At 62.8% G+C, this 24835-nt stretch carries 17 protein-coding genes and 1 pseudogene; 11 read left to right on the top strand and 7 right to left on the bottom strand.

Translation table 11 applies throughout. The annotated features are described in order from the left end of the window. Nucleotides 1-4: 4 nt before the first annotated feature. From rlmN to IDH44_RS24650, 3 genes are all read left to right on the top strand, one after another. On the top strand, nt 5-1090 hold the full coding sequence (gene rlmN / locus IDH44_RS24660) for a 23S rRNA (adenine(2503)-C(2))-methyltransferase RlmN (RefSeq protein ID WP_190921481.1): 1086 nt from the start codon (nt 5-7) through the stop codon (nt 1088-1090). Nucleotides 1091-1308: 218 nt separating this feature from the next. Further along, nucleotides 1309-1845 (top strand): MarR family winged helix-turn-helix transcriptional regulator, encoded by a 537-nt coding sequence (locus IDH44_RS24655; RefSeq protein WP_190921480.1) that lies wholly within the window; start codon nt 1309-1311, stop codon nt 1843-1845. After that, nucleotides 1829-3118, top strand: coding sequence for an MFS transporter (locus IDH44_RS24650; protein WP_317890253.1), 1290 nt, complete (start codon nt 1829-1831; stop codon nt 3116-3118). The genes IDH44_RS24655 and IDH44_RS24650 overlap by 17 nt, the downstream gene beginning before the upstream one ends. A gap of 86 nt (nt 3119-3204) precedes the next feature. Here the strand turns inward: IDH44_RS24650 and IDH44_RS24645 are convergent, their stop codons facing one another. From IDH44_RS24645 to IDH44_RS24615, 7 genes are all read right to left on the bottom strand, one after another. Next, nucleotides 3205-5940 carry an alpha-L-rhamnosidase gene (locus IDH44_RS24645; protein ID WP_190921479.1) on the bottom strand — a complete coding sequence of 912 codons (2736 nt, stop codon included), beginning with the start codon at nt 5938-5940 and terminating at the stop codon, nt 3205-3207. 696 nt (nt 5941-6636) lie between these two features. Continuing rightward, entirely contained in the window at nt 6637-7458 is an 822-nt protein-coding gene (locus tag IDH44_RS24640; RefSeq protein WP_190921478.1) for a carbohydrate ABC transporter permease, read from the bottom strand. Between the two features lie 3 nt (nt 7459-7461). Next, nucleotides 7462-8385 (bottom strand): carbohydrate ABC transporter permease, encoded by a 924-nt coding sequence (locus IDH44_RS24635; protein WP_190921477.1) that lies wholly within the window; start codon nt 8383-8385, stop codon nt 7462-7464. A gap of 151 nt (nt 8386-8536) precedes the next feature. Continuing rightward, the gene (locus IDH44_RS24630; RefSeq protein WP_190921476.1) at nt 8537-9844 is read right to left on the bottom strand and encodes an ABC transporter substrate-binding protein; all 1308 of its coding nucleotides are present in this window, start codon (nt 9842-9844) and stop codon (nt 8537-8539) included. 228 nt (nt 9845-10072) lie between these two features. Further along, on the bottom strand, nt 10073-11614 hold the full coding sequence (locus IDH44_RS24625; protein WP_190921475.1) for a response regulator: 1542 nt from the start codon (nt 11612-11614) through the stop codon (nt 10073-10075). Next, nucleotides 11614-13347 (bottom strand): sensor histidine kinase, encoded by a 1734-nt coding sequence (locus IDH44_RS24620; RefSeq protein ID WP_190921474.1) that lies wholly within the window; start codon nt 13345-13347, stop codon nt 11614-11616. Before IDH44_RS24620 ends, IDH44_RS24625 begins: the two co-directional genes overlap by 1 nt. A 153-nt stretch (nt 13348-13500) precedes the next feature. Next, nucleotides 13501-13773 carry a hypothetical protein gene (locus IDH44_RS24615; protein WP_190921473.1) on the bottom strand — a complete coding sequence of 91 codons (273 nt, stop codon included), beginning with the start codon at nt 13771-13773 and terminating at the stop codon, nt 13501-13503. 123 nt (nt 13774-13896) lie between these two features. Between IDH44_RS24615 and IDH44_RS24610 the strand changes: the two are divergent. The 8 genes and pseudogenes from IDH44_RS24610 to IDH44_RS24575 form a co-directional block, all read left to right on the top strand. Next, nucleotides 13897-14112: pseudogene (locus tag IDH44_RS24610) on the top strand (PadR family transcriptional regulator); the annotation flags it as partial. Nucleotides 14113-14258: 146 nt separating this feature from the next. Further along, complete coding sequence (locus tag IDH44_RS24605; RefSeq protein WP_190921472.1) at nt 14259-14915, top strand: SGNH/GDSL hydrolase family protein; 657 nt, start codon at nt 14259-14261, stop codon at nt 14913-14915. Between the two features lie 221 nt (nt 14916-15136). After that, a complete protein-coding gene (locus IDH44_RS24600) occupies nt 15137-16450 on the top strand; it encodes an extracellular solute-binding protein (protein ID WP_190921471.1) in 1314 nt (437 codons plus the stop codon). 97 nt (nt 16451-16547) lie between these two features. Then, entirely contained in the window at nt 16548-17426 is an 879-nt protein-coding gene (locus IDH44_RS24595; RefSeq protein ID WP_190921470.1) for a carbohydrate ABC transporter permease, read from the top strand. Between the two features lie 18 nt (nt 17427-17444). Beyond that, on the top strand, nt 17445-18317 hold the full coding sequence (locus IDH44_RS24590) for a carbohydrate ABC transporter permease (protein WP_190921469.1): 873 nt from the start codon (nt 17445-17447) through the stop codon (nt 18315-18317). A 58-nt stretch (nt 18318-18375) separates the two neighbouring features. After that, the gene (locus IDH44_RS24585; RefSeq protein ID WP_223870008.1) at nt 18376-20145 is read left to right on the top strand and encodes a cache domain-containing sensor histidine kinase; all 1770 of its coding nucleotides are present in this window, start codon (nt 18376-18378) and stop codon (nt 20143-20145) included. Continuing rightward, a complete protein-coding gene (locus IDH44_RS24580) occupies nt 20120-21718 on the top strand; it encodes a helix-turn-helix domain-containing protein (RefSeq protein WP_190921468.1) in 1599 nt (532 codons plus the stop codon). The genes IDH44_RS24585 and IDH44_RS24580 overlap by 26 nt, the downstream gene beginning before the upstream one ends. 48 nt (nt 21719-21766) lie before the next feature. Next, the gene (locus IDH44_RS24575) at nt 21767-24403 is read left to right on the top strand and encodes a beta-mannosidase (RefSeq protein WP_190921488.1); all 2637 of its coding nucleotides are present in this window, start codon (nt 21767-21769) and stop codon (nt 24401-24403) included. Nucleotides 24404-24835: the final 432 nt, after the last annotated feature.

Below are 24835 nucleotides of genomic sequence, written 5' to 3'. Positions count from 1 at the left end.
ACGCATGAACCACCCATCCTTGTATGGGTTCACCTATACACAACTGAAGGAAACGCTGGTCGCCGCCGGCCAGAAGCCATCGCGAGCCGCACGGCTCTGGGAGGCGCTGTATCGCGACCGCGTGCAGAGCTGGGAAGCGATGACAAGCGTGCACGAGGGGACCGCCGCTGAGCTGGAGGCGCGCTACGCGCTGTCCACGCTGACAGAGCATACGCGGCAGGAGGCGACCGACGGCACCGTCAAGTTTTTGTACCGGCTGCAGGACGGCAACCTGATCGAGACGGTATTGATGCGCCATCGCTTCGGCCTGTCGGTCTGCGTCACGACGCAGGTCGGCTGCAACATCGGCTGCAGCTTTTGCGCGAGCGGCCTGCTCGCCAAGACGCGCGACCTGTCGGCCGGGGAGATCACCGGGCAGATCATGGCGGTGCAGGCCTACCTGGACAGCCGGGGGGCGGGCGAGCGCGTCAGCCATATTGTCGTCATGGGCATCGGCGAGCCGTTTGACAACTACGACAACGTGATCGACTTCCTGCGCATCGTCATGGATCCGAAGGGGCTCGCGATCGGACCGCGTCACATCACCGTCTCGACGAGCGGGCTGGCCGAGCGGATCGAAGCCTTTGCCGATCTCAACCTGCGGGTCAATCTGGCGGTCTCGCTGCATGCGCCCAATGACGAGCTGCGCACGCGCATCATGCGCATCAACAAGGCGATCCCGCTGGATCGGCTGATGGGCGCGATGGATTACTTCATGCAGCGTACGAACCAGCGCATCACGATCGAGTATATCCTGCTGCGGGACGTCAACGATGGGCGGGAGCATGCGGCGCAGCTGGCCGAGCTGATCGGCGCGCGGGCAGCGCGCATGAACGTCAATCTGATCCCGTACAATCCCGTGGACGAGCACAGCCAGTACCAGCGCAGCGAGCGGGACAGCGTGCTGGCGTTTTACGACACGCTCAAAAAGCAAGGCGTGAGCTGCAGCGTACGCATGGAACACGGCACCGACATCGATGCCGCCTGCGGCCAGCTGCGCAGCAAGCAGACCCGCGCCGAACGCGGCAGGGCGGATGCGGCACTGTCATAAGGGGTGCGTGAAGGGCGTGCGAGCTTGCTTTGTCTGTTCGGGCGCCTTTCGCGCGGGCCGCGCAGTCCGGCAGCCTGCGGCAGGACGCGATTCAAGCTGGCGTGCGAGCCAGGGAATAGCAGCCTGAATACAGAGATAGGGCTGGATAGCGGGTTGACGAGAAATAATTGTCTTGCATATAATTGCTCTAACAACTATTGATGAGGGGTCATCGGATTATGACGAAAAACAACGGGCTGGAGCGTTCGCCCGGCTTCCAGTTCGGACAAGCCTATCGCGGGCTCGTGCAACTGATGCAGAGCCGGCTCAAGGAGGAGGGCATCACGCCGGAGCAGTGGTCGGTGCTCTATCAGACCGCGCGCACCGATGGACTCATGCTCAAGCAAGCCGCCGAGCTGGCGGGCAAGGATCGGCCGACGACGACGCGGATCGTGCTGCAGCTCGAGCGCAAGGGGCTGCTGCGCAAGCGGCCAGATCCCCTGGATCGACGGGCGTCGCTGCTGTCCATCACGGACAGCGGTCGTAGTCTGATCGCGCGTACGCTGCCGATTGAGCGCCAGCTTGGCGACGAGGTCCGCTCCTGGATGAGCGAGCAGGAGTTCGAGCTGCTGCTGGAGCTGCTCTGGCGCATCAATGGGAGGCTGCGCGGCTTGGCGGCGTTTGGCGCGCAGTCGAGTGAAGATGCGGACGCGATGCCGGACGCGGGGGACGAATACGAATCATGTGGGAGACGATCATGTGTCTTTGAAGGATAGATCGAATGAACGCTTGTGGACGGTCCCGTTCGTCAGTCTGACCGTCTGCTTGCTGTTGTTGTTTTTGAATGTGCAAATGCTGCTGTCGGCTTTTCCGGCGTACGTCAAAGCGCGCTTCATCGTGGATGACGTGACGACGAGCCTGGTCACGAGCCTGTTCGCCCTGTCGGCCATTGCTGCCCGCATCCTCACGGCCCGGCTGATGCGCCGTCTGCATGCCGGCGGCTTGCTGCTGATCGGCATCGCGCTCGTGGCGGGCGTCACGGCGGCTTACATCGCTGCGGATACGATCGGCTCGCTGCTCGTGCTGCGGATGATCTATGGCGCCGGCTTCGGACTGGCGAGCACGGTCATTCCGACCCTCGTCTCGCGCATCATTCCGCGCCGCCGAATGGGCGAGGGCATCGGCTACTTCGGCCTGTCCACCAGTCTGGCGATGTGCATCGGCCCGATGGTCGGGCTCAATCTGCTGGACACGCGCGGCTTCGAGACGCTGGCCTGGGCCGGGACGGGCGTGGCGCTGCTGATCGTGCCGGTGCTGATCGGAGTGCGGCCGGCCTTCGGCGCACGTCCGCAGCGGCAGCAGTCGCAATTGACCGCTCAGATCAGCGCAGCGGAGGCCGCGAAGCCGGCCAGGGAGAGCGGGGAGGGAGACGGATCAGACGGACATGGAGTGGCGGGGAGCGCGAGACGCGGACTGCTGCTGCCGGCTGTGCTGAATGTGATGCTCGGCATTACCTATAGCGGGCTGCTGAGCTTCATCGCCCTCTTCGGCGAGGCGCGCGCGCTCAGTCAGGTCGGTCTGTTCTTCGTCTTCAATGTCGTGACGATTCTGATCGTGCGGCCCGTCGCAGGCCGGGTATTCGACCGCCGCGGCCCGGCCGTCGTGCTGCTGCCCGCCGCGCTGGCGGTCGCACTCAGCATGGTCGTGCTCTCCTACACGTCCTCGCTGCCGTTGCTGATCGTCTCCGCGCTGCTGTACGGACTCGGCTTCGGCTCGATCCAGCCGACGCTGCAGGCGTGGATGCTGCGGGTGTCGCCGCCCGAGCGCCAGAGCGCGGCCAACAGCATGTTCTACAACACGACCGATCTCGGCGTCGCCGCGGGCTCGTTCCTGCTGGGCGCGCTGGCGTCGGCGTCCGACTATGCGGTCATGTACCGCGGCTCGGCCGGGGTGATGCTGCTGTTCCTGCTCGTGCTGAGTGCGGCGCTGTTGCTGGGCCGCCGGCAGGCGGACCCTCGCGCCGGAGCCGGCGCGACGGCTCCGAAGTGAGCCCTCCAGCTTTTCTATAGCTAAGAAACAGCCTTCAAGCCCACATCCAAGGTGGGTTTGAAGGCTGTTTGACGGACTTTCGGCATCTAGGCCAACTCGCACTTGAAGCGGTAGACGCCCGCGCCCAGCCGGTAAGCGGGTCCGCCCGACGCGTCTCCGAGCGGCTGCACGCCCTCGGCGTCGCCGGCGGGCACGCCGCTCTCGCTGATCGGCGCATGCGGCGCGGCTGGCAGCACCAGCGTCGCTGTGCAGTTCGCGGGAATGCGAACCTCGCAGGTCAACTGCTTGCCGTCGACGCGCCAATTGCTCTCGATCCGCCCGTACAGCCCGTCATAGCTGCATGCGACGTCGGTGAACTCGCCGCCGATGCGCGGCTGCAGCCGGATATGGCGGTAGCCGGGTACATCCGGGTCGAGATCGATGCCGCCCAGATACCGATAGAGCCATTCGCCGACCGTACCGAGCGCGTAGTGGTTGAACGAGTTCATCCCCGCGCGCTGGAAGCCGTGCTCCTCGGTCCAGCCGTCCCAGCGCTCCCAGATCGAGGTCGCGCCTTGCCGCACCGAATACAGCCAGGACGGATACGTGTCTTGCAAGAGCAGCCGGAAGGCGAGGTCGTCGCGGCCGCGCTCCGAGAGCGTCGGCAGCAGCAGCTTGATGCCATGGAAGCCGGTGGAGATATGGATGCCGCGGCGCTCGATATCCTCGACGAGATAGCGGAAGGCCGCCTCGTCATGCGCTTCGCTCAGCAGCCCGATGTGCATCGCCAGCAGATAGACGGTCTGCGTATTGCCTCGGATGCGCCCGTCCTCGGCGACGAAGGCGTGGTTGAACGAGGTGCGGATACGCGCGAACAGCGCCCGGTAGCGGGCGGCGTCCGCCTCGTGGCCGAGCAGCTCGGCGCTGCGGGCCAGCAGCTTCGTCGAATAGGCGAAATAAGCGGTGCCGAACACGTCGTACGGCGTCGTCGACATCTGCGACGTGTACACACCGAAGTCCGGTTCTTCCTCGCCGATCGCCGCATAGGGCACGGACAGCCAGTCGCCGTACTGCGGCAGATCGTCGCGGATGCCGTCCGGGAACAGGTTCTCCAGGAAGTCGACCCAGCCTTGCATCGCATCGTAGCTGGCCTCGAGAATCTCGGTATCGCCGTACACCTCATACATCGTCCACGGAATGATGACCCCGGCGTCGCCCCAGCCGGAAGAGGCCATATGCGTGTACGTGAAGTCGTTGTTGTGATCGGTCTTGGCCCCGGCGATGAATGGCGCGAAGTCCGGGAAGGCACCGCTTGGACGCTGCGCGTCCCGCAGGTCGCCCATCCATTTGGTGAAGAAGGCGGCGACATCCATATTGTAGGCGGCGGTCCGTGCGAACACCTGGACATCGCCGGTCCAGCCATGACGCTCGTCGCGCTGCGGGCAGTCGGTCGGCACGCTGACGAAGTTGGCACGCTGCGTGCGCACGATGTTGTCGTGCAGCCGGTTCACCTGGGCATTGGACGTCTTGAGCCGGCCGGCGCGCGGCAGCGCCGAATAGACGATGAGCGCCTCGATCTCCTGCATGTCGAGCTCGGCATCGGCGCTGATCTCGACGTAGCGGAAGCCGTGGTAGGCGAAGCGCGGCTCATAGGTCTCGCTGTCCGAGCCCTTGGCAATGTACCTGTCCGTCTGGCGGGCATGGCGCAGATTGTCCGTATAGAGGCGGCCGTTCTCGTCCAGCACCTCGCCGAAGCGCAGCGTGACCGTCGTGCCTGCGGCGGCGCGCAGCGTCATCCGCACCCAGCCGCCGACATTGTAGCCGAAGTCGTAGATCGTCTTGCCATCGGGGTCCTGCAGCACCGCCTGCGGCGCGGCATGCTCCATGACGCGGATCGGCTCGCCGGGGTGCGCGGTGAGCAAGCCGCGGTAATCGTGCAGCCGCTGCGCTGCAGCGAAGTCCGCGCCGTCGAAATCAGAGGTCGCCCAGCCGGCGAGCTCGCGGCGAGCGTCGTAATATTCGCCCATCTGCATGTCGGCGGCCGTGACGGGGCCGTGGCCGGCGCGCCACGACTCGTCCGTATGGAGGCTGTCCACGGTGCCGTCGGCGTATTCGACATTGAGCTGCATCAGGAAGCAGGGGTCCTGGCCGTACTTCTGATAGCCGTACATGCCGATGAAGCCGGCATACCAGCCCGGCGCAAGGATTGTCCCTGCGGCGTTGTCGCCCTCCTGCAGCAGGTCTGTCACGTCATAGGTCTGATAGAGCGCCCGGATGTTGTAGTCCGTCCACTCCGGCGCGAAGTGATCGACGCCGACCCGCTGGCCGTTGAGATGCAGCTCGTACGCGCCGAGCGCAGTCGCATAAGCCGTGGCGCGTACCGGCTTGGCGCGCAGGCGGAAGGCGCGATGCAGATAGATCGCCGGCAGCGGCTGCTCGTGGGTGGGGCGCTGCTTGGTGCGCAGCCCGATCCAGCGGCCGTTCCACTGGCCGCGCGAGAGCAGGCCCATCGACCAGCTTGCGGGCGCGCTCCAGTCGCTCGCCTCGCCTTGCTTGTCCCAGATGCGAACCTTCCACCAGACGCGCTGCTCCGATTGCAGCGCCGTCCCGGCATAGTGAATGTGCTGGGAAGCGTCCGAGCGGATGCGTCCGCTGTCCCACAGATCGCCGATGTGCTGCGCCAGCAGCTCGGGCGACGAAGCGGCCAGGATCCGGTACGCGCTCTGCAGCGCGCCGCGCCGCGGGTGCTCCAGTCTCCAGCCGAGCCGCGGCGCGGCCATGTCGAGGCCGAGCGGCTCGCTGCGGTATTCGGTCCGCAGACCGACGGGTTTTGCCGATGTCATAACGATACCTCCTGCGTTGCATATGGATTCGAGCGATTCATGTGATACGATTCATGGCACGAGCTAATGGACACCAGGGAAACACCAGGGACGCTTAGCGTGTCGAAACGAGCGATCTAAACTTGTAACGGACACCAGAGGCGCTTAGCGCCCCAAAATAGAGAGATCGAGGCATGCATGAGCTTCTAAGCGCCTCCTATGTCCGTTAGCGCTACAGTGCGTGCAAAATCAACTTCTAAGGTCCACTAGTGTCCGTTAGATTCTGTGAAGGTATAAAAAGCTGCTCGATTTCGCGGAACGAAGCTTACTCAGCCGTAAAGACGGCCTCGCCGCTTCGCCTTGAAATCGAGCAAAATATACGTTGCACAAGTATAAGAGCTGCTCGATTTCGCGGAACGAAGCATACTCAGCCGCAAAGATAGCCTCGTCGCTTCGCCTTGCCCCCCATTATACCGAAGGGGAGGAGCGGCATAATGGAACAAAAGTCTGCATTTTGCCCAGCCCGCAGTCGGCCGCAGTAGCCGCAGGCACGCTTGCCATCCGGTAGCAGCCAGCCGCAGTCGCGCAGCCGCGGTTACCAATGCTGCATTCGCTATGCTGCCTCTGCCAGGCCGTCGCCTGCTGCACAGCCCGGCTGGGCGCGCTTGGCCTCGCCATGTGCTTCGTCGTGTGTGCGCTTGGCCTCGCCGTGTGGCCTCAGCCCTTGACGCCGCCCGAGGAGACGCCGTCCATGATGCGCTGCGCCAGTACGTAGAACAGCGCCAGCACGGGGATCGTGGCGGCCACGGATGCGACCATCGCCATGTCCATCGTGTACATCAGGTTGCTCGTGTACTTCATGATGAGCAGCGGGATCGTCCGGTTCGCCTCGGAATTGAGGAACAACAGCGGCACGAAGAACTGGTTCCAGATCTGCACCGACATGATGATGCAGATGCTGAACACGACCGGGCTCGCCAGCGGGAACATGACGCGCAGAAAGGTCGTCCACTCCGAGGCGCCGTCGATCTTGGCCGATTCATACAGGTCCTTGGGCAGCCGGGCGAAGAAGACCGTCAGCAGGAAGACGGGCATCGAGATGCCGGCCGACAGGATCAGGATGACCGAGACATGCGTGTTGAGCAGGCCCATGCTGCGGATCAGCAGGAAGATCGGCACGATGCCGAGCTGTACCGGGAACATGAGCCCGATCAGGAAGTACATCGTCAGCATGTTGCGCCCGCGGAACTGGAAGCGTCCGAGGCCGTATGCGGCCATCGACGAGAGCACGACGACGAGCAGCAGCGCCCCGATCAGGATGAGCGTGCTATTGCCGACATAGCGCATGAAGTTTTGCTCGCCGAACAGGCGAATATAATTTTCAAGCGTGAAGCGCTCCGGGATGCCGAACGTATTGGACAGCAGATCGGGCTTGGTCCGGAACGAGTTGTACGTCAGGTACAGCAGGACGAACAGCGTGAATCCGGCGTAGAGCCAGAGCAGGATCGTATTGGTTGAGATTTTCCTCGACTTCCACATCGGTCAGTCCTCCTCCATGCTGCGGTAGCTGATCGCTACCTGAATGAGCGCGACGACGAAGATGATTGCGAACATGACGCAGGCAATCGTCGTGCCCATGCCCATCGCATTCGTATTGAGCGTGCCGCCGACCGCGCTGTTGTCGCCGAAGGCCATGCGGTAGAAGAACAGCGCCATCACATCCATGCTGCCGCCGATGCCGCCGGAGACGCCGCCGAGAATGAAGCTGTAATCGAACACCGTCATCGAGAAAATGTAGGTGAGCACGAGCATATTGAGAATTGTTGTTTTGAGCTGCGGCAGTACGATGGAGAAGAAGCGCCGCCAGAACGTCGCGCCGTCGAGCAGCGCTGCTTCCATCACCTCGCCGGAGATCATCTTCATCGCGCCGAGGAAGAATATCATGCCTACCCCGATGCCCGCCCATGCGGCGAGCAGCCAGACAATATAGATGCCGAGCTCCGGCAATCCCATCCACGGGCGCGCATATTCGCCGAGTCCGATGGCTTCCAGCAGCTTGTTGAAGACGCCGATGTTGCCGTCGAGCAGCAGCGTGCCCATGAAGACGATGACGGGCGTGGAGATGAACTGCGGCGAGAAGATCATCGCCTGCACGAATCGATAGCCGCGCACCTCGGTGTAGATCAGGTACGCCATGTACAATTGGGCGGGCAGCACCGCTAGCGCGTTGAGCAGGAAGATCGTCAAGCTGTTGCCCAGCGCGTTTTTGAATTGGCCGAGCAGGGTTTCGCTGGTGAACAACTCCACGTAGTTGGCCAGTCCCACGAACTCCATCGGGCCGATGCCGTCCCAGTGATTCAGACTGATCTGGATGGCGGAGAAAATGGGATAGACGGTAAAGACGGAATAAAGCAGCAGACCGGGAGCAATGAACCACAAAAATGGGCGTTTGCGAAACCAGGCCATCTCTCATCACCTTGCTTTCTGGGTAGAATGGGGAAAGCCGGACAGGCCGTGAAGGTTCGCGGTCTGTCCGGCCGTCTGTCAGGCAGCCGCGCTTGAGCGTAAAGCGAGCCTCAAAATGCCGCCCGCAGGATATGAAGTCCTGTGCGTCTTTTTATTTTTCGTAGTTGGCGGCTTCGTGAAGCGTTTGAGCGGCTTCCTCACCGGTAATTTTGGACGTCAGCAGCTTCGGATTGAGATCCTTCATCATGATGTCGGGCGTGTTCGTGTCGGCCGTGGCCAGCGTGCTCAGCAGCGAGTAGATGTTGCCGCCCGCCTCGTCGAAGTTGGCCAGCTCGCTGACTGCTTCGTTTTTCGGCTCGATGTCGCTGATCGTCGGGATCAGACCGGCATGATTCTCCAGGATCTGCTGCGCTTCCTGGCCGTTCAGGAATTCGATATACTTGACGGCCTGATCCGGATGCTCGGCATCGGCGGAGACCGCATAGGTCATGAAGTTGCTGTAGCTCGGCGCGACGATGCGCTTGCCTTCGGCATTCGGCACGCTGAAGCGGCCGAGGTTCAGACCGGAGTCCTCATAGGTCGAATTGTTCCAGGTGCCGTCGATGATCATCGCCGCCTTGCCGTTGGTGAAGGCGAATTGCGCCGCCGCCGTGTCCTGGGCGAGGAAGTCCTTGCCAAAGTAGCCGTTGTCCGCGAAATCGCGGTAGTATTGGAACGCTTGCCCGATCTCCGGAGCCGTCAAGTCCCCGGCGCCTTCGGCGATCGCTTGCAATTGCGGACTGGCATGTGCCGCGGCGAGGGCGTAGACAGGCCATGCGCGATCCCACTCCTGCTTGCCCGCCAGCGAGATCGGGGTAATGCCGGCCGCCTTGAGCGTGTCCAGCGCGGCTACGAATTCGTCCCAGGTGCCGGGCATTTCGATGCCGTTGTCAGCGAAGATATCCTTGTTATAGTAGACCAGCTGCGTGTCGAGGAAGGCCGGCAGCGAAGAGTAGAGCTTGCCCTCTACCGTGCCGTAAGCAATCTCGGATTCGGTGAAGCGGCTCAGATCGAGATTATAGTCGTCGAGCGGCATCAGGAAGCCGTTGCGCACCATTTCCGCCATCTTCGGCGTCTTGTCTCCCTGCACGATGAACAGATCCGGCAGCTCATTGGCCTGCAGCGCGACGCTCAAACTCTGGTCGTTTTGCGCAAAATCGTATTGCAGCTTGATATCGGAGTGCTGCTCTTCAAAGGCTGCGTTGATTTCGTTGTAAGCGGATTCAAGAACGGCCTGATTGCCCAGATCGCCCCACACCTTCAAGGTGACCGTCTCGGTCCCGGCATTCGTGTTCGTGTCCGAGTCGCCACCCGAAGTGCCGCTGTTGCCTGGTGTGTTGTTGCCGCCCCCGCAGCCTTGCAGCACAAGCACGGATGTTGCCAGCAGACCTGCATAGACCCAACCTTTTCTTCCTTTCACGTACAACCCCTCCAATCGTCTGTTATGCGCCAATCAGCCGGTGCATGCTTCCATTGTACGCGTCCCCGGGCGGATACCTCCATACCGGCGCTACCGCTTTGCATGCCGAATTTTACGAAGATACGGCATCTCCCGGGCGGAAGATGCCGTATTTCTCGCTTTTGATGCCATATTTTCCGATTGCGGCCGAGCAAGGAGCTTGCCGCACACGCATCGGACAAGGGGGCGTTATCTTTTTGCCGTATTTTCAAGGCCGCCGCGGAATTCAGAGACCGTCATGCCGGTGACCTTTTTGAAGACCTTGACGAAATAGCTGGCATTGCCGTAACCGACGCGGGAGGCGACCTCCTCGGTCGAGAGCTCGCGGCTGTGCAGCAGTTCGGCCGCCTTGCGGATGCGCACCTCGGCGACGTAATCGGTGAAGCTCTGCCCGGTCTCTTGGCGGAAGCGCTGGCTGAAGTAATTGACGCTCAGATGCGCCAGCGCCGCCATGTCCTCCAGACGCAGCGGCCGGTCGTGATGCGCCTCGACGTGCTGCCGCACCTTGAGCAGCCAGCCCTGGCTCGCCTGGGCGGACTGCAGCGCCTCGCGCGTGCGGGCAATCGCCGCTGCCACGACGTCATCCAGAGCGCCGGCGCCCTCTGCGGCGGCGATCGCTTCGCCGAGCGGCCACAAGGAGCCGAAGCGCTGCTCGATCGTCTCGGCCTGCAGCTCGCCGCGCTCCACGAGCCGCTCGGTCAGCTGGCCCGCGATCAGGCTGCCGAGCCGCCGCCGCTCCACCAAGGCCTGCGCCTCCCCGTCCGCTAGCGCGGCGGCGGTGTCTCGGTACCAGTGCAGCAGCTCGTCGAATTGGCCGTACTGTACATAGTGCTTGGCTCGCTTGTAGTGATCGAGCCAGAGGCCGCCGTCGACGCGGCGCTCGCCGCGCTCCGCAGCATGAGGTGAGGAGCGGTACAGGCCCGCACCCAGCGGCAGGGCCTCGCGGAGGATCGACAGGGCTTCGCTGCGCAGCTGTGTCCGGTCGGTCTGTCCGCCGCGCAGCGGCGTCAGCGCGACGACGAGGGGCAGATTGAGATGCGACTCGAGCGTCTTGGCGACCTCGCCTAGCATCGCGCGGGCTTCGTCCTCGGCGTCCGCGGGGGCGAGCTCGGGTCGGACGGTGACGATGCCGTGCAGGACGTCCTCCTCCCAGCCGACGCGCGTGAGCGCCTTGCGGCTGGCGAAGAGCTCGTCGAGCAGCAGCTGCATGGCCCGCAGCTCCGAGTCCTGATACCCGTCCGGGCGAGGCGCCGCTTGGATGGCGAGCCAGCCCAGGCGCGTATCAGGTCCGTCCGCGGGCTCTCCCTGTCCGTCGCGTGCGGCCCGTCCGGGCGGCCGGTCTTCCTGCTCCTCCGCCGGATCGGCATAGTCGAGACCGTCGAGCACGCGGATGATGCTGGCGGGCTCCAGCTCGTATTTCGAGATGTAATCCTTGGCGCCGCAGCGCAGCGCCCGGCGCACGTGTTCGAAGTCGTTGTAGCTGCTGAGAATGATGAAGTGGGCGTCGCAGCCGCTCGCCTGCAGCCGCTCGATCAGCGCGAAGCCGTCCATGACCGGCATGCGGATGTCGGTGAGGATGACGTCGAAGCGCGTGTTCAGCGCCGCCTGACAGGCCTCCTCGCCATTTTTGCAGACCCCGGCGATCTCGTAGCCGTGCGCCGTCCAATCGACCATCGACTGCAAGCCGATCCGCACGAGCGCTTCATCGTCGACAATCATTACTTTGCGCATCAGTCTTCTCCTTCCCGCGGCCCGCGCCGGCAAGGCATCCGCACCGTGACGACGGTGCCGCCTTGCTCGCCGGGCTCGATGGTCATCCCGTATTGGCGGCCATAATGAAGCTGGATGCGCTCCTGGACGCTGTACAGCCCGAAGTGATCCTTGGGCGGCTCGTGTCCCTTGAGCATGCGGTTCAGCTTTGCTGTCATCCCGGCCTCGATGCCGACGCCGTTATCCGATACTCGGATGCGTATTTCGCTGCCGGCCGGCGTGCCCGCCGCTTCGCCCTCGATGCGTATTTCGCCGGGTCGGTCGAGGGAGGACAAGCCGTGCAGGAGCGCATTTTCGATCAGGGGCTGCAGCAGCAGCTTCGGGATGCGCGCGTCCTCCAGCTCGGGCGCGATGTCGATCGCGAAGCCGAAGTGCTGGAAGCGTACCTTCTGAATGTTGACGTAGCTGTGCAGGATCGCGACCTCCTCGCGCAGCGGGACCGGTCCGCTTGGTCCGCGTACCGCATAGGTGAGCAACTGGATGAGCGCATCGATCATGTCTTTTATATTTTGCTGCTTTTGGATCATTGCCATCCATCGGATTGAATTCAGCGTGTTGTAAAGGAAGTGGGGCGACAATTGATTTTGGAGGACGCGGATTTCGGCTTCCTTTTTGCGTGCCTCCTCCTTGACGACCTGCTGGATGAGCTGCTCGATCTCGTACATGACGGAGATGAAGGTGTCGTTCATCTCGACGATCTCGATGGCGCCGCGAATCGGGCGCAGCTCGTGGGGGCGGGTGCCCTTGATGCCGCGCTTCATGTTGGCCATCAGCCGGTGAATCGGAATGATGACGTCGATATTCAGCAGCTGGGTGACCCCGAGTCCGAGCAGGACGCAGGCGAATACGACGACGAAGGCCAGCTGCGTCATGCGGCGCAGCGGTCCGTACAGCTCGTCCAGCGGCAGCTCGGCGGAGAGGCGCCAGCCGTTGTGCATGCTGCCCCGAGTGAGGGAGAGCAGCGTCTCCTTGCCGCTCAGCGCAGCCGGCTGGCTGCCGAGCATCGGCTCGCCGTCTTCGGTGAGCAGATGCAGCTTGACATTGTCGCGCAGCGCGGTCTGTTCGAAGATCGAGCGGAAGGCGTCGCTGTCGATGGCGATCGTCAGATTGCCCAGCTCGCGGAAGCGCTCGTCGCGGATCAGGCGACCGACGCGGAATACCTCGACCTCGCGCTGGCCGCTGACGAAGGTGTCCGGGACGAACCAGACCGCCCCGCCGCGCGCGGCGGCGATGTCCGCCTGATAGGCCGGGTCGGCAATGCCGTAGTCCTCGACTGCGCTTTTGCCGTAGCTGTATATGCCCCACGGTGTATCGAATACGATGCTGGTCACATATTTGTGCTGGTCGTCGCCGAGCCACAGCTTGTTCATTTTGGTGTTGATATCGCTTTCAATCTGAAAGGCTTCGAAGGAGGACTCCGGCTCGCGCCGAAGCAGCGCATGCAGCTCCCGGTCGGTGATGATCTGCTTGCTGAGCTGTTCGTAGCCGAGCAGCCTGTCGTCGATCTTTTGCATCATCAGACCCATCAGATCGGACGCGTAATCCGACGCCATCTCCTTGCCGGTAGAGGTGGCGGTCTGCGTCAAGAGATAGATGCCGGTGAGCGCCGGCAATATAATGAGCGGCAAAAATACGAGCATCAGCTTGACCGGCAGGCGCAAATTGCGCAGACGCTGCACGAGCGGGGTTCTCATACTATCAGTCCATTCTTCCGGCTACGGCCGAGGGTGGTGTTGCCTCTATTGTAGCCGGAAGCATGCGATTTAAGCAATGCGGGCGTGATGGACGCGCCCCGCGGTGAGCGGGTTTGGCTTTCGGTCGGATGGGGCGGCGGCTTCGTACGTGTTTTAAGGCAGACTACGCTTGCGGCGCACGCGCGCGAGCAGCAGCCGCAGCGACGTACGCAGCGCGTCCGAGGTCTCGCGCAGGTTTTGCTTCGCCCCGGCGAGCCCGTTTTTGAGCTCGGCCGGCGATGCCTTGGCGTATTCCACTTTGCCCTTCATCTGATCGGCGGCGCGCTTGCTGTGATCGACCGCCTCCTGGATGCCGCCCTTCATCTCATCGACGGATTGTTTGAGCGCATCGACCGTTTGCTTCAAGTCGTCAATCGCTTTTTTCATCGTTGCAGGCCTCCTAGCAAAATATGAGTCTACATCATTACCCCGCAGGGCCCGATCTGATTGCGCAGCTTGTATCGTGGGCGTTCAACTTTTATTCTATAGTACCATATCCCCGGCGGCTAAGGCATCGGAGTCGCCCCCGGCACGCTGTACCCGCTGCTGCGTCGCCTGGAAAAACAAGGGCTGCTGGAGAGCAGCTGGGATACGAACGAGGCGTGGCCGCGCAAATACTACACGCGCAGTGCGGACGGCGAGGCCGTCTATCTGCAGCTATGCGACGAGTGGCGCAAGATCGCCGCGAGCATGGAGCACTTGACCGCGAACAAGGAGGAGAACTAGAATGGAACTGATTGACAGGCGGTAATTGCCGCTAATGCGGCGGTGACGCTGCTGGCATTCGGAGCCATGGCCCTCGTGCTGGCGGACAGCCGCGGCGGGTCGGATGGAGCAGGGCCTATTCATATATCGGTAAAGGATGGGAGATCATGACAAAACAAGGACGTACGATTCTTTTTCAAGGCGATTCGATCACCGACGGCAATCGCGGGCGCAATGACGATCTGAACCATATTCTCGGGCACGGCTATGCCTACATCATCGCCGCCAGACTCGGCTGCGAGCTGCCCGACCGGCAGCTGCACTTCGTCAATCGCGGCATCAGCGGCAATCGCGTCTCGGACATCTATGCGCGCTGGAACGAGGATGCGATCAGCCTGCGTCCCGATGTGATCAGTCTGCTCGCGGGGATCAACGACGCGGGCCGCATCGTCCGCGGCGAGCCCGGCGGCGCCTCCGACCGCTTCGCGCGTGTCTACCGGCAGCTGCTGGAGGAGACGCGCGAGACGCTGCCGGAGGCTGCGCTGGTGCTGTGCGAGCCGTTCGTCGTGCGCACGGCCGAGCGCGAGGCGCATTGGCCGCAGTGGCGCGAACGGGTGGACGCTTACGCCCGCATCGTGCGAGAGCTGGCCGGCGAATTCGGGGCGTTGTTCGTCCCGCTGCAGGAGGCGTTCGATCAGGCGTCAGCGCGTAGCGGCGAGGCCTATTGGGTATGGGACGGCGTGCATCCGACGGCGGCCGGTCATCATCTGATCGCCGAGCGGTGGCTTTCCGTCGTCCAGCGCAGCCCGATTGCCATTACGTGAGTGAATGGCCGGCCAGTATGTAATAGACGGAAGCCTCCGTTCCCATCGACTGGGGCGGAGGTTTTTTTCTTTTGCCTGACAGGGAATAGTTGGGGGCGACAACGGGCACGATAACCGAAGATGTTCTACCCCATGCCCGAAGATGCTCCCCTTACCCGGGGCGGTGCGGTCGTACTAGAATAGAAGCATACAATCGCGAGTACAGAGAGGGGATAAGTAGAATGCGCAATTTCACCAGGACGGGCACGGCTGCTGCGCTCAGCGCCATGATGGTCGTGTTGGCCGCCTGCGGTGGCGGCTCGAACAACGGCAGCGGAGGCTCCGGCGATCAGGTGACGCTCAGCGTTATGCACAACTGGACAGGTCAGGATGCCAAGGCGACGGCCATGCGAGGGTTGCTGGACCAATTCCAGGAAGACCATCCCGACATCAAGCTCGAGGTAGAGGGACTGGCGACTGACGGACTCAAGACGCGTCTGCGCACGGTGGCCGCAGCCAACGAAATGCCCGACCTGTTCGTGATGTGGCCGGGTGTCATGACCCAGGAATTCGTCAGCGGCGATCTCATTCAGCCGATCGGCGAGTACCTGGACAGCAAGCCGGAGTGGAAGGACAATTTCATCGAAAATGCATTCGACGACTACACGGTTGACGGCAAAATCTACTCTGCACCGATGAACCTGGCGCCGACCTCGTTTGTTTATTACAACCAGGCGATCTTTGACGAATACGGGGTCGAGGTACCCAAGACGTGGGATGAGCTGCTGGCGGCGATCGAGACGTTCAATCAGAACGATGTCATCCCGATTGCGCTCGGCAACAAGGCGAACTGGTTCGTGCAATCGACAATTTTCTCCTCGCTGGGCGACCGCGTGACCGGGACCGACTGGTTCCTCAAGGCCGTGGCGCAAGACGGCGCTTCCTTCACCGATCCGCAATTCGTCGCGGCGCTGGACAAGCTCCAGGAGCTGAGCGAGGCAGACGCGTTCCAGGATGGCTTCAACTCAATCGACGAGAACCAGATGGTGCAGTTGTATTTCCAAGGCAAGGCGGCGATGTTCATCTCCGGCGGCTGGGCGATGGCCAACGTCGTCAAAAACGCGCCGGAGGACATCCTGCAGCAGACGCATATCACGATTCTGCCGTCCGTTGAAGGCGGAGAGGGCGATCCGATGTCTACCTCCGGCGTCGTCGGCACAGGCATGGGAATCAGCTCCAAGCTTGAGGGCGCGGAGAAGGAGGCGGCGATGGAGCTGCTCTACGCGCTGTCCGGACCGGAAGGTCAACAGGCTACGCTGGAGAGTTCGACGCTCGTGAGCTACGACATTCCGCTCGACGAGAGCAAAGCCGACCCGCTGTTCGTCGAGCTGTACAATCTGATGCAGGACATCAAGATTACGCCTGTTTACGACGCCAAGCTGAGCTCGGCGGCCGTCGAAGTGACCAATAACGGCTTGCAGGAGCTGCTCGGCGGCGGCGATCCCGCAGCCATCGCAGAAAAAATTCAAAATGCGCAAGTGGGCGCCGCACAGTAAAAGGGCGAGCCGGCAGGCGCGAGCGGGGCCGGGCGTGTCTAGCCCGGCCCCGCCTCTTTCTTATCCACCAAGCTTGCGCAAAAGGATGTGAATGCAATTGAAGGCGCTCAGCAGTCGCAAATTTATTATAATGGGCCTGCTCCCCGCAATCGCTGTTTACGCCATTTTCGTATTCGTCCCGGTTGTCTGGTCGGGGTACTACGGCTTTTTTAACTGGTCCGGCATCGGCGCTGCCCGTTTTATCGGGTTTGACAACTATACGGAAATCTTTCGCGATCCGATTTTTTGGACAGCGCTGCGTAACAATATTATTTTCGTACTGGCCTCGGTCTTCGGCCAGATTCCGATTGCGCTGATTGTCGCTATTCTCGTGCAGAAGGATGGCAAGCGCTCGTGGTTCATGCGGACCGCGGTATTCATGCCGATGGTGCTCTCGACCGTCGTTATCGGCATGATCTGGCAGTACATCTACCACCCGCAGATCGGCATTCTCAACTTCCTGCTCGAATGGCTGGGGCTGGAGAGCTGGCAGCGGGTGTGGCTATCCGAGGATTACGGCATCTATGCCTTGATCCCGCCGCTCATCTGGAGCTTCGTCGGGCTTTACCTGATTATCTTCATCGCGGCGCTGCAGAATATTCCGGGCGAGATACATGACGCGGCGCAGCTCGACGGCGCGACCGGCGTGCGCAAGATCGTCGCAGTCACGCTGCCGATGATCAAGGGGACGATCCTCGTGGCAGTCGTGCTGTGCATCTCCGGTAGCCTGAAGTCGTTCGATCTGGTCTACATCATGACCCGCGGCGGCCCTGCGCATGCGACGGAGCTGCTGGCGACGTACATGTACAACTCGACCTTCACTTCGTACCGCTACGGCTTCGGCAGCGCGATCTCGACGACCATTGTGCTCGTCTCGCTCGTGCTGATCGGCATCAGCCAATGGCTGATGAGCATCAAGTCCAAGAGCAACCAATAAAGAAAGGAGGAGACGACGATGGCGCAAGCGACAACGGCCGGCGCGGCGGCCGGCGACAGCACGGGCGGTCTGCGCAAGCTGCGCGGCGGCGTATTTTGGACGCTCCTGCTGATTTATGGTATTTTAACGCTATATCCGCTGTACTGGCTGTTTCTATCTTCCTTCAAGTCCAACGCCGAGTTTTTTAACTCGCCGTTCGGACTGCCGCAGGAATGGCTGTGGCAGAACTTTACGAATGCCTGGGAAAGCTCCAACATCGGGCGCGCGTTCGGCAATTCGCTGATTGCGACAATGGGCGCGCTCGTCATCACGTTGTTTATTTCGCTCCTGGCGTCGTTCATCCTGGCCCGCTTCCGCTTCCGGTGGAAGGGCGTGGTCATGACCTTCTTCGTGATCGGCATGCTGATCCCGATTCACAGCACCCTGGTGCCGCTGTTCATCATGATGAAGCAGATCGCAATGCTCAATACGTACTGGGCCCTGATCTTCCCGTACACGGCGTTCGCGCTGCCGACAGCGATCTTCGTGCTGACGGCATACCTGGCGACGATCCCCAAGGATCTGGAGGAGGCTGCGTTCATGGACGGCTCGGGACTATGGGGCATTTTCTTCCGCATTATGATCCCGATGTCGCTGCCGGCGCTGTCGACAGTTATCATCCTGAGCTTCCTGCATTCGTGGAATGACTTCTCCTTCGCGCTGGTGTTCATCACCTCGTCCACGCTCAAGACGCTGCCGCTGGCGATCTCCAATTTCGCCGACGGCTACCAGACGGACTACGGGCTGACGCTGGCGGCGATGACAATCGCCGTCATCCCGACGATCGTGATGTATCTGGCATTCCAGGAGCAAGTCATGAAAGGCATGACGGCCGGAGCGGTCAAGGGCTGAAATAGAGGCCGGGAGCGCGCCTGCTCCGCTCCAATACAAGGCCAAGAGAGGGTGGGGAATGGTGCGGAGCTGGCTCGCGTATTCGCTGCGCCGCAAGCTGTCGCTGTTGATGCTGGTGGTGGCGCTGATCCCGACGCTGTCCCTTGGCGGACTGGTCTATGCAATCTCGGCCCATCTGACCGAGCGCAGCGCGCTGCAGGCGGCGCAGGATACGCTCCGTCAGGCGCATACGAATCTGTCGGCGATCGTCGCCGATGTCGAGGGTACCTCGATCTATCTGATCGGCCAACGCGACGTGCAGCGCTATCTGAGCGCCTCCGAGGACGATGAACAGCAGCGGGCCGATCTGCTCGGGGACCTCTCCAATCTGGCGCGCTCCAAGTCCTTTATCTCGCATCTGTCCATCTATGCGCCCGGCCATGGCCGGCTGCTCTCTTCCGGATCGGTCTATGACACCGACTTCCATACGCCGATCGAGGTAGCCGATATCGCCGACAAGACGTGGACCGGGCTGCATGCGATCCGTGATTATGCCGGGACGCGCAACGTCGTCGCTTTTGTGCGTCCGCTGCGCAGCATGTACGGAGGCTACCGCCCCCTCGGCTGGCTGGCGATCGCCGTGGACGAGCAGCGCATCTCGCATGACTGGACCAATCTGCAGCTCGCCGGCGGCGCCGGCGAGCTCGCGCTGCTGGATGCAGGAGGGACGGTACTGGCGGCGACGGACAAGACATTGCTGTTCACAGATTGGAGCGCGCGCTATCCCGGCGCGAGGCCCGCCCCGAATGCGGCTGCTGATGCGGGTGCGCTGACCTATACGCCGCCGGAGGGCGAGGCGCTGTCAATGCTATATCGCACCCTGCCGGGCCCGGGCTGGACGCTGGTGGCGACGCTGCCGACTTCCTGGTATGGACAGCAGAGCCGATTCATCCTGGATCTGACGCTGGCGGCGGTGCTGCTGACGCTGCTGCTGAGCGCAGGTCTCACGCTGTTCCTCCTGCGCCGGGTGACCGGCCCGCTGCAGCTGCTGACGCGGTTGCTGGGCAAGGTCGATCCGGACAAGCCGCTGCCGGTCTTCCGTACGAGCGCAGAGGACGAGATCGCGCGGCTCGGGGCGAGCTACAATCGGCTCGGCGAGCACATTGAGTCGCTCAAGCGGCGGCTCATCGCCGACGAGCACCGCAAAAAGCAGGCAGATTTGCAGGCGCTGCAGGCGCAAATCAATCCGCATTTTTTATACAATACGCTGTCCTCGATTCACTGGATGGCCCTGATGAAGGGCGAGCGTCCGATCGCCGAGATGGTCGGCTCGCTCAGCGATTTCTTGCGCTTCAGTCTCAATAAGGGGCGCGACTACTGCTCGGTCGCCCAAGAGCTGGCGCATATCCGCAACTATTACAACGTGCAGGCCATCCGTTATCCGGGTCGCATCGAGCTCGAGCTGGTCGTCGAACCGCAGCTCGAGGAGCGCCATATGCTCAAGCTGCTGCTGCAGCCGCTCGTCGAGAATGCGATGCTGCACGGCATTCTCGGCCGCGAGGGCAAGGGCGTCATCACCGTGCTGGCCGAGGAGCGAGGCGCGACGATGCGCTTTGTGGTGGCCGACGACGGCGCAGGTATGACGCCGGAGCGGCTGCAGGCCGTTCGCGAGGGTCTGCACGGCGGGGGCGGCTATGGTCTGCGCAATGTCAACGAGCGGCTCGTGCTGCACTACGGCCTGGACGCAGCGCTGCACATCGACAGCCGTGCGGGCGGCGGCACGCGCATTCGATTTACGATACCGAAGCTGGAGGCGGCGCCCGATGAAACTGATGATCGTGGACGATGAGGTAATCATACGCAGCGGGCTGGCGAGCGTCATCGATTGGGAGGAGCTCGGTCTGACGCTGCTGACGCCGGCCGAGTCGGCGGAGGAGGCGCTGCGGCGGATGCCGGACGAGCGCCCGGATATCCTCATGACCGATATTCGGATGCACGGCAAGTCCGGCCTTCAGCTCGCCGAGGCGGCGCGGCAGCTGTTCCCCGACCTGGAGGTGCTGATTCTCTCGGGCTACGACGATTTCGCTTATGCGCAGCAGGCGCTCCGCCAGCAGGTCGGCGACTATCTGCTCAAGACGAGCCGGCCCGAGGAGATCGTCCGGGCTGTCATGCAGGCCCGGCAGCGCATTGAAGAGCGGATCGGTCTGCGCAGCCGCGAGCGCTCGCAGACGCTGTCTGAGCAGGATCGCGCGCTGGAGCGCTGGGTGACGCTGGGCGAACCGCCCCCGCTGGAGGAGGGCGCGCTCGGCCGGGCAGCGCTGGAGGCGCGGCTGTGCGGCGAGGACGGCGCGTGCTCGTCGCCGGATGCGCTGCAGGTCGTGCTGCTCAGCGCCTCGGGCTGGGACGATACGCCGCGCTATCGCACGCTGCTGCTGTTTGCCGTCGGCAACGTGCTGGGGGAGCTGCAGCGCTGCACGGTGTTCGCGCACGAGCGGCGGCTCGTCGCCGTAATGCGGCTCTGCAGCGGAACGGAGCGGCCGCTGGACGGGCTGATCGGCCGAATCGAGCAACTGCTCAAATGCAAGCTGTTCGCCGCTGCAGGCAGCCGCGTATCCGAGCCGGATGAGCTGCCGGCCTCCTACCGCGCCGCCCAGACGGCGGCCGCCTATCGGGCCTGGCTGCCGGACAAGTGCGTCCGCTACGACGAGGTGGCGCGCCGCAGCGGCGGCAGCACACATGCGACGCGCGAGGAGGAGCTGGAGCTGGCGGAGATCCTGCTCGGCGACGATCTGGCTCGGCTGCGTCGCTGGACGGGCGCCTACATGGAGACTCGGCTCGCCGATCCGGAGGCGACCGCCGACTCCCTGCAGAGCGCGTACGACGCGGCGGTGCTGAGCGCGCTGCGCTGGCTCGAGCAAGTGCTGGAGGCGACCGGACGCAGCGGCGCCCAGACCGAGGCCTTGGCCCGGCTGCGCACGGCCTCGCATGCGGAAGCGGAGGCGCCTGTCGATGCGTGCGACCGTCTCCTGCAGCGTCTGCACGCCGTCATGAAGACGTATCATCAGCAGCTCGCGGATGGGCCGACCGCCTATGTGCGGCGGGCCAAGGCCTACATCGAGAGCCATCTTGGCGGCGATGTCGGACTGCAGCACGTATCCGCACAAGTGCATTTGAGCCCGGCCCACTTCAGCGAGGTGTTCAAGCGCGAGACGGGCGTGACCTTCGGCGATTACGTCATCGGCCGCAAAATGCGGCGCGCGCAGGAGGTGCTCGCCTCCTCGCCGCTCAAGGTGAGCGAGGTGGCCGCAGAGGTCGGTTACGAGGATGTGAAGTATTTCGGACAGCTATTCAAGAAGCACACCGGCAGGACGCCGAGTGAATACCGCGAGTCGCGCAGCGACCCGGACAGCCACGAACGCTGAGTCAAGTAAAATGGTGACGCCAAGTAACACTTCGGGAGGTAAAGGATGATGGAAGCGAACACCGCGATACAGCGATTGGACGGAGAATGGAAGCTGCAGGGCTACGAGCCGGGTAAGGCGCCGCCTGAGGCGCGCATGGCTACGCTTGACGACCGCTTCTGGATGAGCGCGCATGTCCCGGGGGATGTGCACACGACGCTCATCCGGCATCGGCTGATCGAGCATCCGTACGTCGGGCATCATGATCAGGGCAGCCGCTGGATCGAGGACCGCGAATGGTGGTACCGGACCCAATTCGACTTTACGCCCGGCGAGGCGGAGGACGAGCGCTGCGCGCTCGTCTTCGAGGGATTGGACACGTTCGCGACCGTATACGTGAATGGGCTGGAGGTCGGCCGTGCGGCCAATATGCTGATGGCCCACAGCTTCGACGTGACGCGTACGCTGCGCCCCGGCTGGAATGCGATCGCCGTGCGCTTCGATCCGGTGCGGCTGCATCACGAAGACAAGCAACAGTTCCAGTGGTCCTCCTATACGAAGGAACGGCCGTGGCTGCGCAAGGCGGCGATGAACTTCGGCTGGGATTGGGGCCCGCGTATGGTGACCTGTGGCGTCTGGGGAGGCGTCTACCTGCGTCGCTCCGCGGGCGCAAGGCTGACAAGCGTATTCGGCCGCACGCGCGCCCTGGGCAGGGCGGCGGATGATGCCGCGCATGATCGGACAGCGTCGGCACAGATCGGGGCGCCTGGCCCGGCCCGCCTCCGCGTAGACGCGGAGATCGACGTCTTTCGCCAGGGCGGCTGGAGCGGCGGGCGCTCCGCCGATGCGTACACCTGCGCCTTTCGCCTCCGCGACGCGGACGGTGTCCTCGTCGCGGAGGCGATGGCGTCCGTCGGCGGCGGCGCGGCGACCGGCTTCGGCGCGGGCGCCGAGCTGACCGTCGCCGCGCCGCGGCTGTGGTGGACGCATGATCTGGGCGAGCCTTACCTATACACGCTGGAGACCGAGCTGCGCCGCAGCGGCAAGCCGGTCGACGTGGCGCGGACACCGCTGGGCATTCGGCTAATCGAGCTGCAGACGCGTCACGCAGGCGGCGAACCGGATTTTGCCTTCGTGCTCAACGGCGTGCGCATCTATGCCAAGGGAGCGAACTGGATTCCGGCCGACCACTTCATCGGCGCGATCCCCGATCAGCGCTATCAGGATCTCGTGGAGCTGGCCGTGCAGGGCAACATGAACATGCTGCGCATCTGGGGCGGAGGGATCTACGAGAAGGACGTCTTCTACGATGCCTGCGACCGCCGCGGCGTGCTTGTCTGGCAGGACTTCGCCTTTGCCAACGCGCAATTCCCGGACTTCAACCGCGAATTCATGGACAATGTACGTCAAGAAGCCGAATCCAATGTGCGGCGGCTGCGCAATCACCCGTCGCTGGCGCTGTGGTGCGGCAACAATGAGATCGACTGGCTGATCGACATGAAGACAGCGGGCGGCGACCTGACTACGCCATTCTACGGCGAACGCATCTACCACGAGCTGCTGCCCGACGTGCTGGATGCGCTCGACGACAGCCGCGCCTACTGGCCGTCCTCGCCGTTCGGCGGCAGCGATGCCAATGATCCCGATGTTGGCGACCGCCACAACTGGCAGGTATGGCACGGCTCGGTCTACCCGCGCCGCTCTGGCGAGCCCCCGCGCCTCGACTACAGCGTCGAAGGCGTCTCGTTCAAAAATTACAAAAAAGACTTCGCGCTGTTCAGCAGCGAATTCGGCATGCATGCCTCCGCGAACCGCTACACGCTGGAGAAATATATCCCGGAGGGCGAATTCTACTGGAACAGCGCGGAGATGGCCTATCGCAACAAGGATACGAACCATCGCAAGGGCCTCCTGCTGATGGAGGGCTACACCGGCGTGCCGCAGGACATCGAGCAGTATATGAACTACTCCATGCTGACGCAGGCCGAGGGACTCAAGTACGGCATCGAGCACTACCGTCGCATCAAGGCGCGCAACGGCGGCGCGCTCGTATGGCAGTTCAACGACTCCTGGCCCGGTACGAGCTGGGCGATGATCGACTATGAACTGCTGCCCAAGGCTTCGTATTACTACGGCAAGGGCTTCTTTCACCCTGTGCTGCTGTCGCTCGACCATGAGCCGGGCGAGCCGCTGCGGCTGTGGGTCGTCAACGATACGCTGGCGCCGCTGACCGGACGCCTTGTGCTGCGGGTGCGCGACTTCGCCGGCGCGCTGCTCCACGAGAGCGCCTACGGCGTGGACGTGGAAGCGAGCGGTGCGGACGAGATCGGACTCCTCGCCGAAGCGGACGCGCTGGGCGGCGCTGCGGCTGAGTCTGTCCTCGTCGAGCTGAGCGCGGAGGGCTTCGAGGTCCCGGCGAACCGCTATTACCTGCGCGATCCCAAGGACCTGGCGCTGCCGCAGACGACGCTCCGTACGGTAGTGGATGGGGCTGCGGGCAAGGTGACGATCACGGCCGAGGGCGCTCTCGCGCGCTTCGTCAAGCTCGACGTGCCGCAGGGCAATCTGCGCTTCAGCGACAACTTCTTCGACCTGCTGCCGGGCGAGTCGCGCACCGTGGCCGTCACGGACCGGGATGGCGCAACCGCGCCGCTGGGCGGCCTGCGCGTGCAGGCGCTTAATGGCGAGGTGGCGGAACGGGAGTAAGGGAGCAGGAAGCATGCGTTCAGAACGCGCGAAGCCCGCGCTCATGCATGCATGAGCGCGGGCTCGAAGGGCTACATGTAACAGTTGGCACGACGACGCAACGCAGGCACACAGGAGACGGACGCTCCTGGGCCTGCGTTTTTTCATATTCTGGAAGGCGCGCACGCTAGCTTTCATTTGCAGCGCTTTTGGTTGGAAAACAAGCGCGTGCATGCAGAGGAGTGTTGAACATGACTGGAAGAAACGATCCTTGTTGAATTGAAGGCATACGTAAATTCTTACAGAAAAAATCTGTCCGAATAAGAAATCAAGGCATATGGTGATTTTCCTCATCTCTTGCAGAGCCTGTTCAAAAAGCCCTTAGATTCAGATAAAAAAACAAAAATGCACCGAAGCATTAAATGGTAAAATGGAGGTATCCCGACCACCACA

It is taken from the genome of Paenibacillus sabuli (assembly GCF_014705605.1).
Classification (GTDB): Bacteria; Bacillota; Bacilli; order Paenibacillales; family Paenibacillaceae; genus Paenibacillus_D; species Paenibacillus_D sabuli.
The sequence above is the reverse complement of the archived record's forward strand: the minus strand, read 5'-3'. Positions and strand labels throughout refer to the sequence as shown.

Excerpts from the sequence above, each read along its gene's own strand:
- rlmN (WP_190921481.1), top strand. The coding sequence starts at position 5 with ATGAACCACCCATCCTTGTATGGGTTCACCTATACACAACTGAAGGAA.
- IDH44_RS24655 (WP_190921480.1), top strand. The coding sequence starts at position 1,309 with ATGACGAAAAACAACGGGCTGGAGCGTTCGCCCGGCTTCCAGTTCGGA.
- IDH44_RS24645 (WP_190921479.1), bottom strand. The coding sequence starts at position 5,940 with ATGACATCGGCAAAACCCGTCGGTCTGCGGACCGAATACCGCAGCGAG.
- IDH44_RS24640 (WP_190921478.1), bottom strand. The coding sequence starts at position 7,458 with ATGTGGAAGTCGAGGAAAATCTCAACCAATACGATCCTGCTCTGGCTC.
- IDH44_RS24635 (WP_190921477.1), bottom strand. The coding sequence starts at position 8,385 with ATGGCCTGGTTTCGCAAACGCCCATTTTTGTGGTTCATTGCTCCCGGT.
- IDH44_RS24625 (WP_190921475.1), bottom strand. The coding sequence starts at position 11,614 with ATGCGCAAAGTAATGATTGTCGACGATGAAGCGCTCGTGCGGATCGGC.
- IDH44_RS24620 (WP_190921474.1), bottom strand. The coding sequence starts at position 13,347 with ATGAGAACCCCGCTCGTGCAGCGTCTGCGCAATTTGCGCCTGCCGGTC.
- IDH44_RS24615 (WP_190921473.1), bottom strand. The coding sequence starts at position 13,773 with ATGAAAAAAGCGATTGACGACTTGAAGCAAACGGTCGATGCGCTCAAA.
- IDH44_RS24605 (WP_190921472.1), top strand. The coding sequence starts at position 14,259 with ATGACAAAACAAGGACGTACGATTCTTTTTCAAGGCGATTCGATCACC.
- IDH44_RS24600 (WP_190921471.1), top strand. The coding sequence starts at position 15,137 with ATGCGCAATTTCACCAGGACGGGCACGGCTGCTGCGCTCAGCGCCATG.
- IDH44_RS24590 (WP_190921469.1), top strand. The coding sequence starts at position 17,445 with ATGGCGCAAGCGACAACGGCCGGCGCGGCGGCCGGCGACAGCACGGGC.
- IDH44_RS24585 (WP_223870008.1), top strand. The coding sequence starts at position 18,376 with ATGGTGCGGAGCTGGCTCGCGTATTCGCTGCGCCGCAAGCTGTCGCTG.
- IDH44_RS24580 (WP_190921468.1), top strand. The coding sequence starts at position 20,120 with ATGAAACTGATGATCGTGGACGATGAGGTAATCATACGCAGCGGGCTG.
- IDH44_RS24575 (WP_190921488.1), top strand. The coding sequence starts at position 21,767 with ATGGAAGCGAACACCGCGATACAGCGATTGGACGGAGAATGGAAGCTG.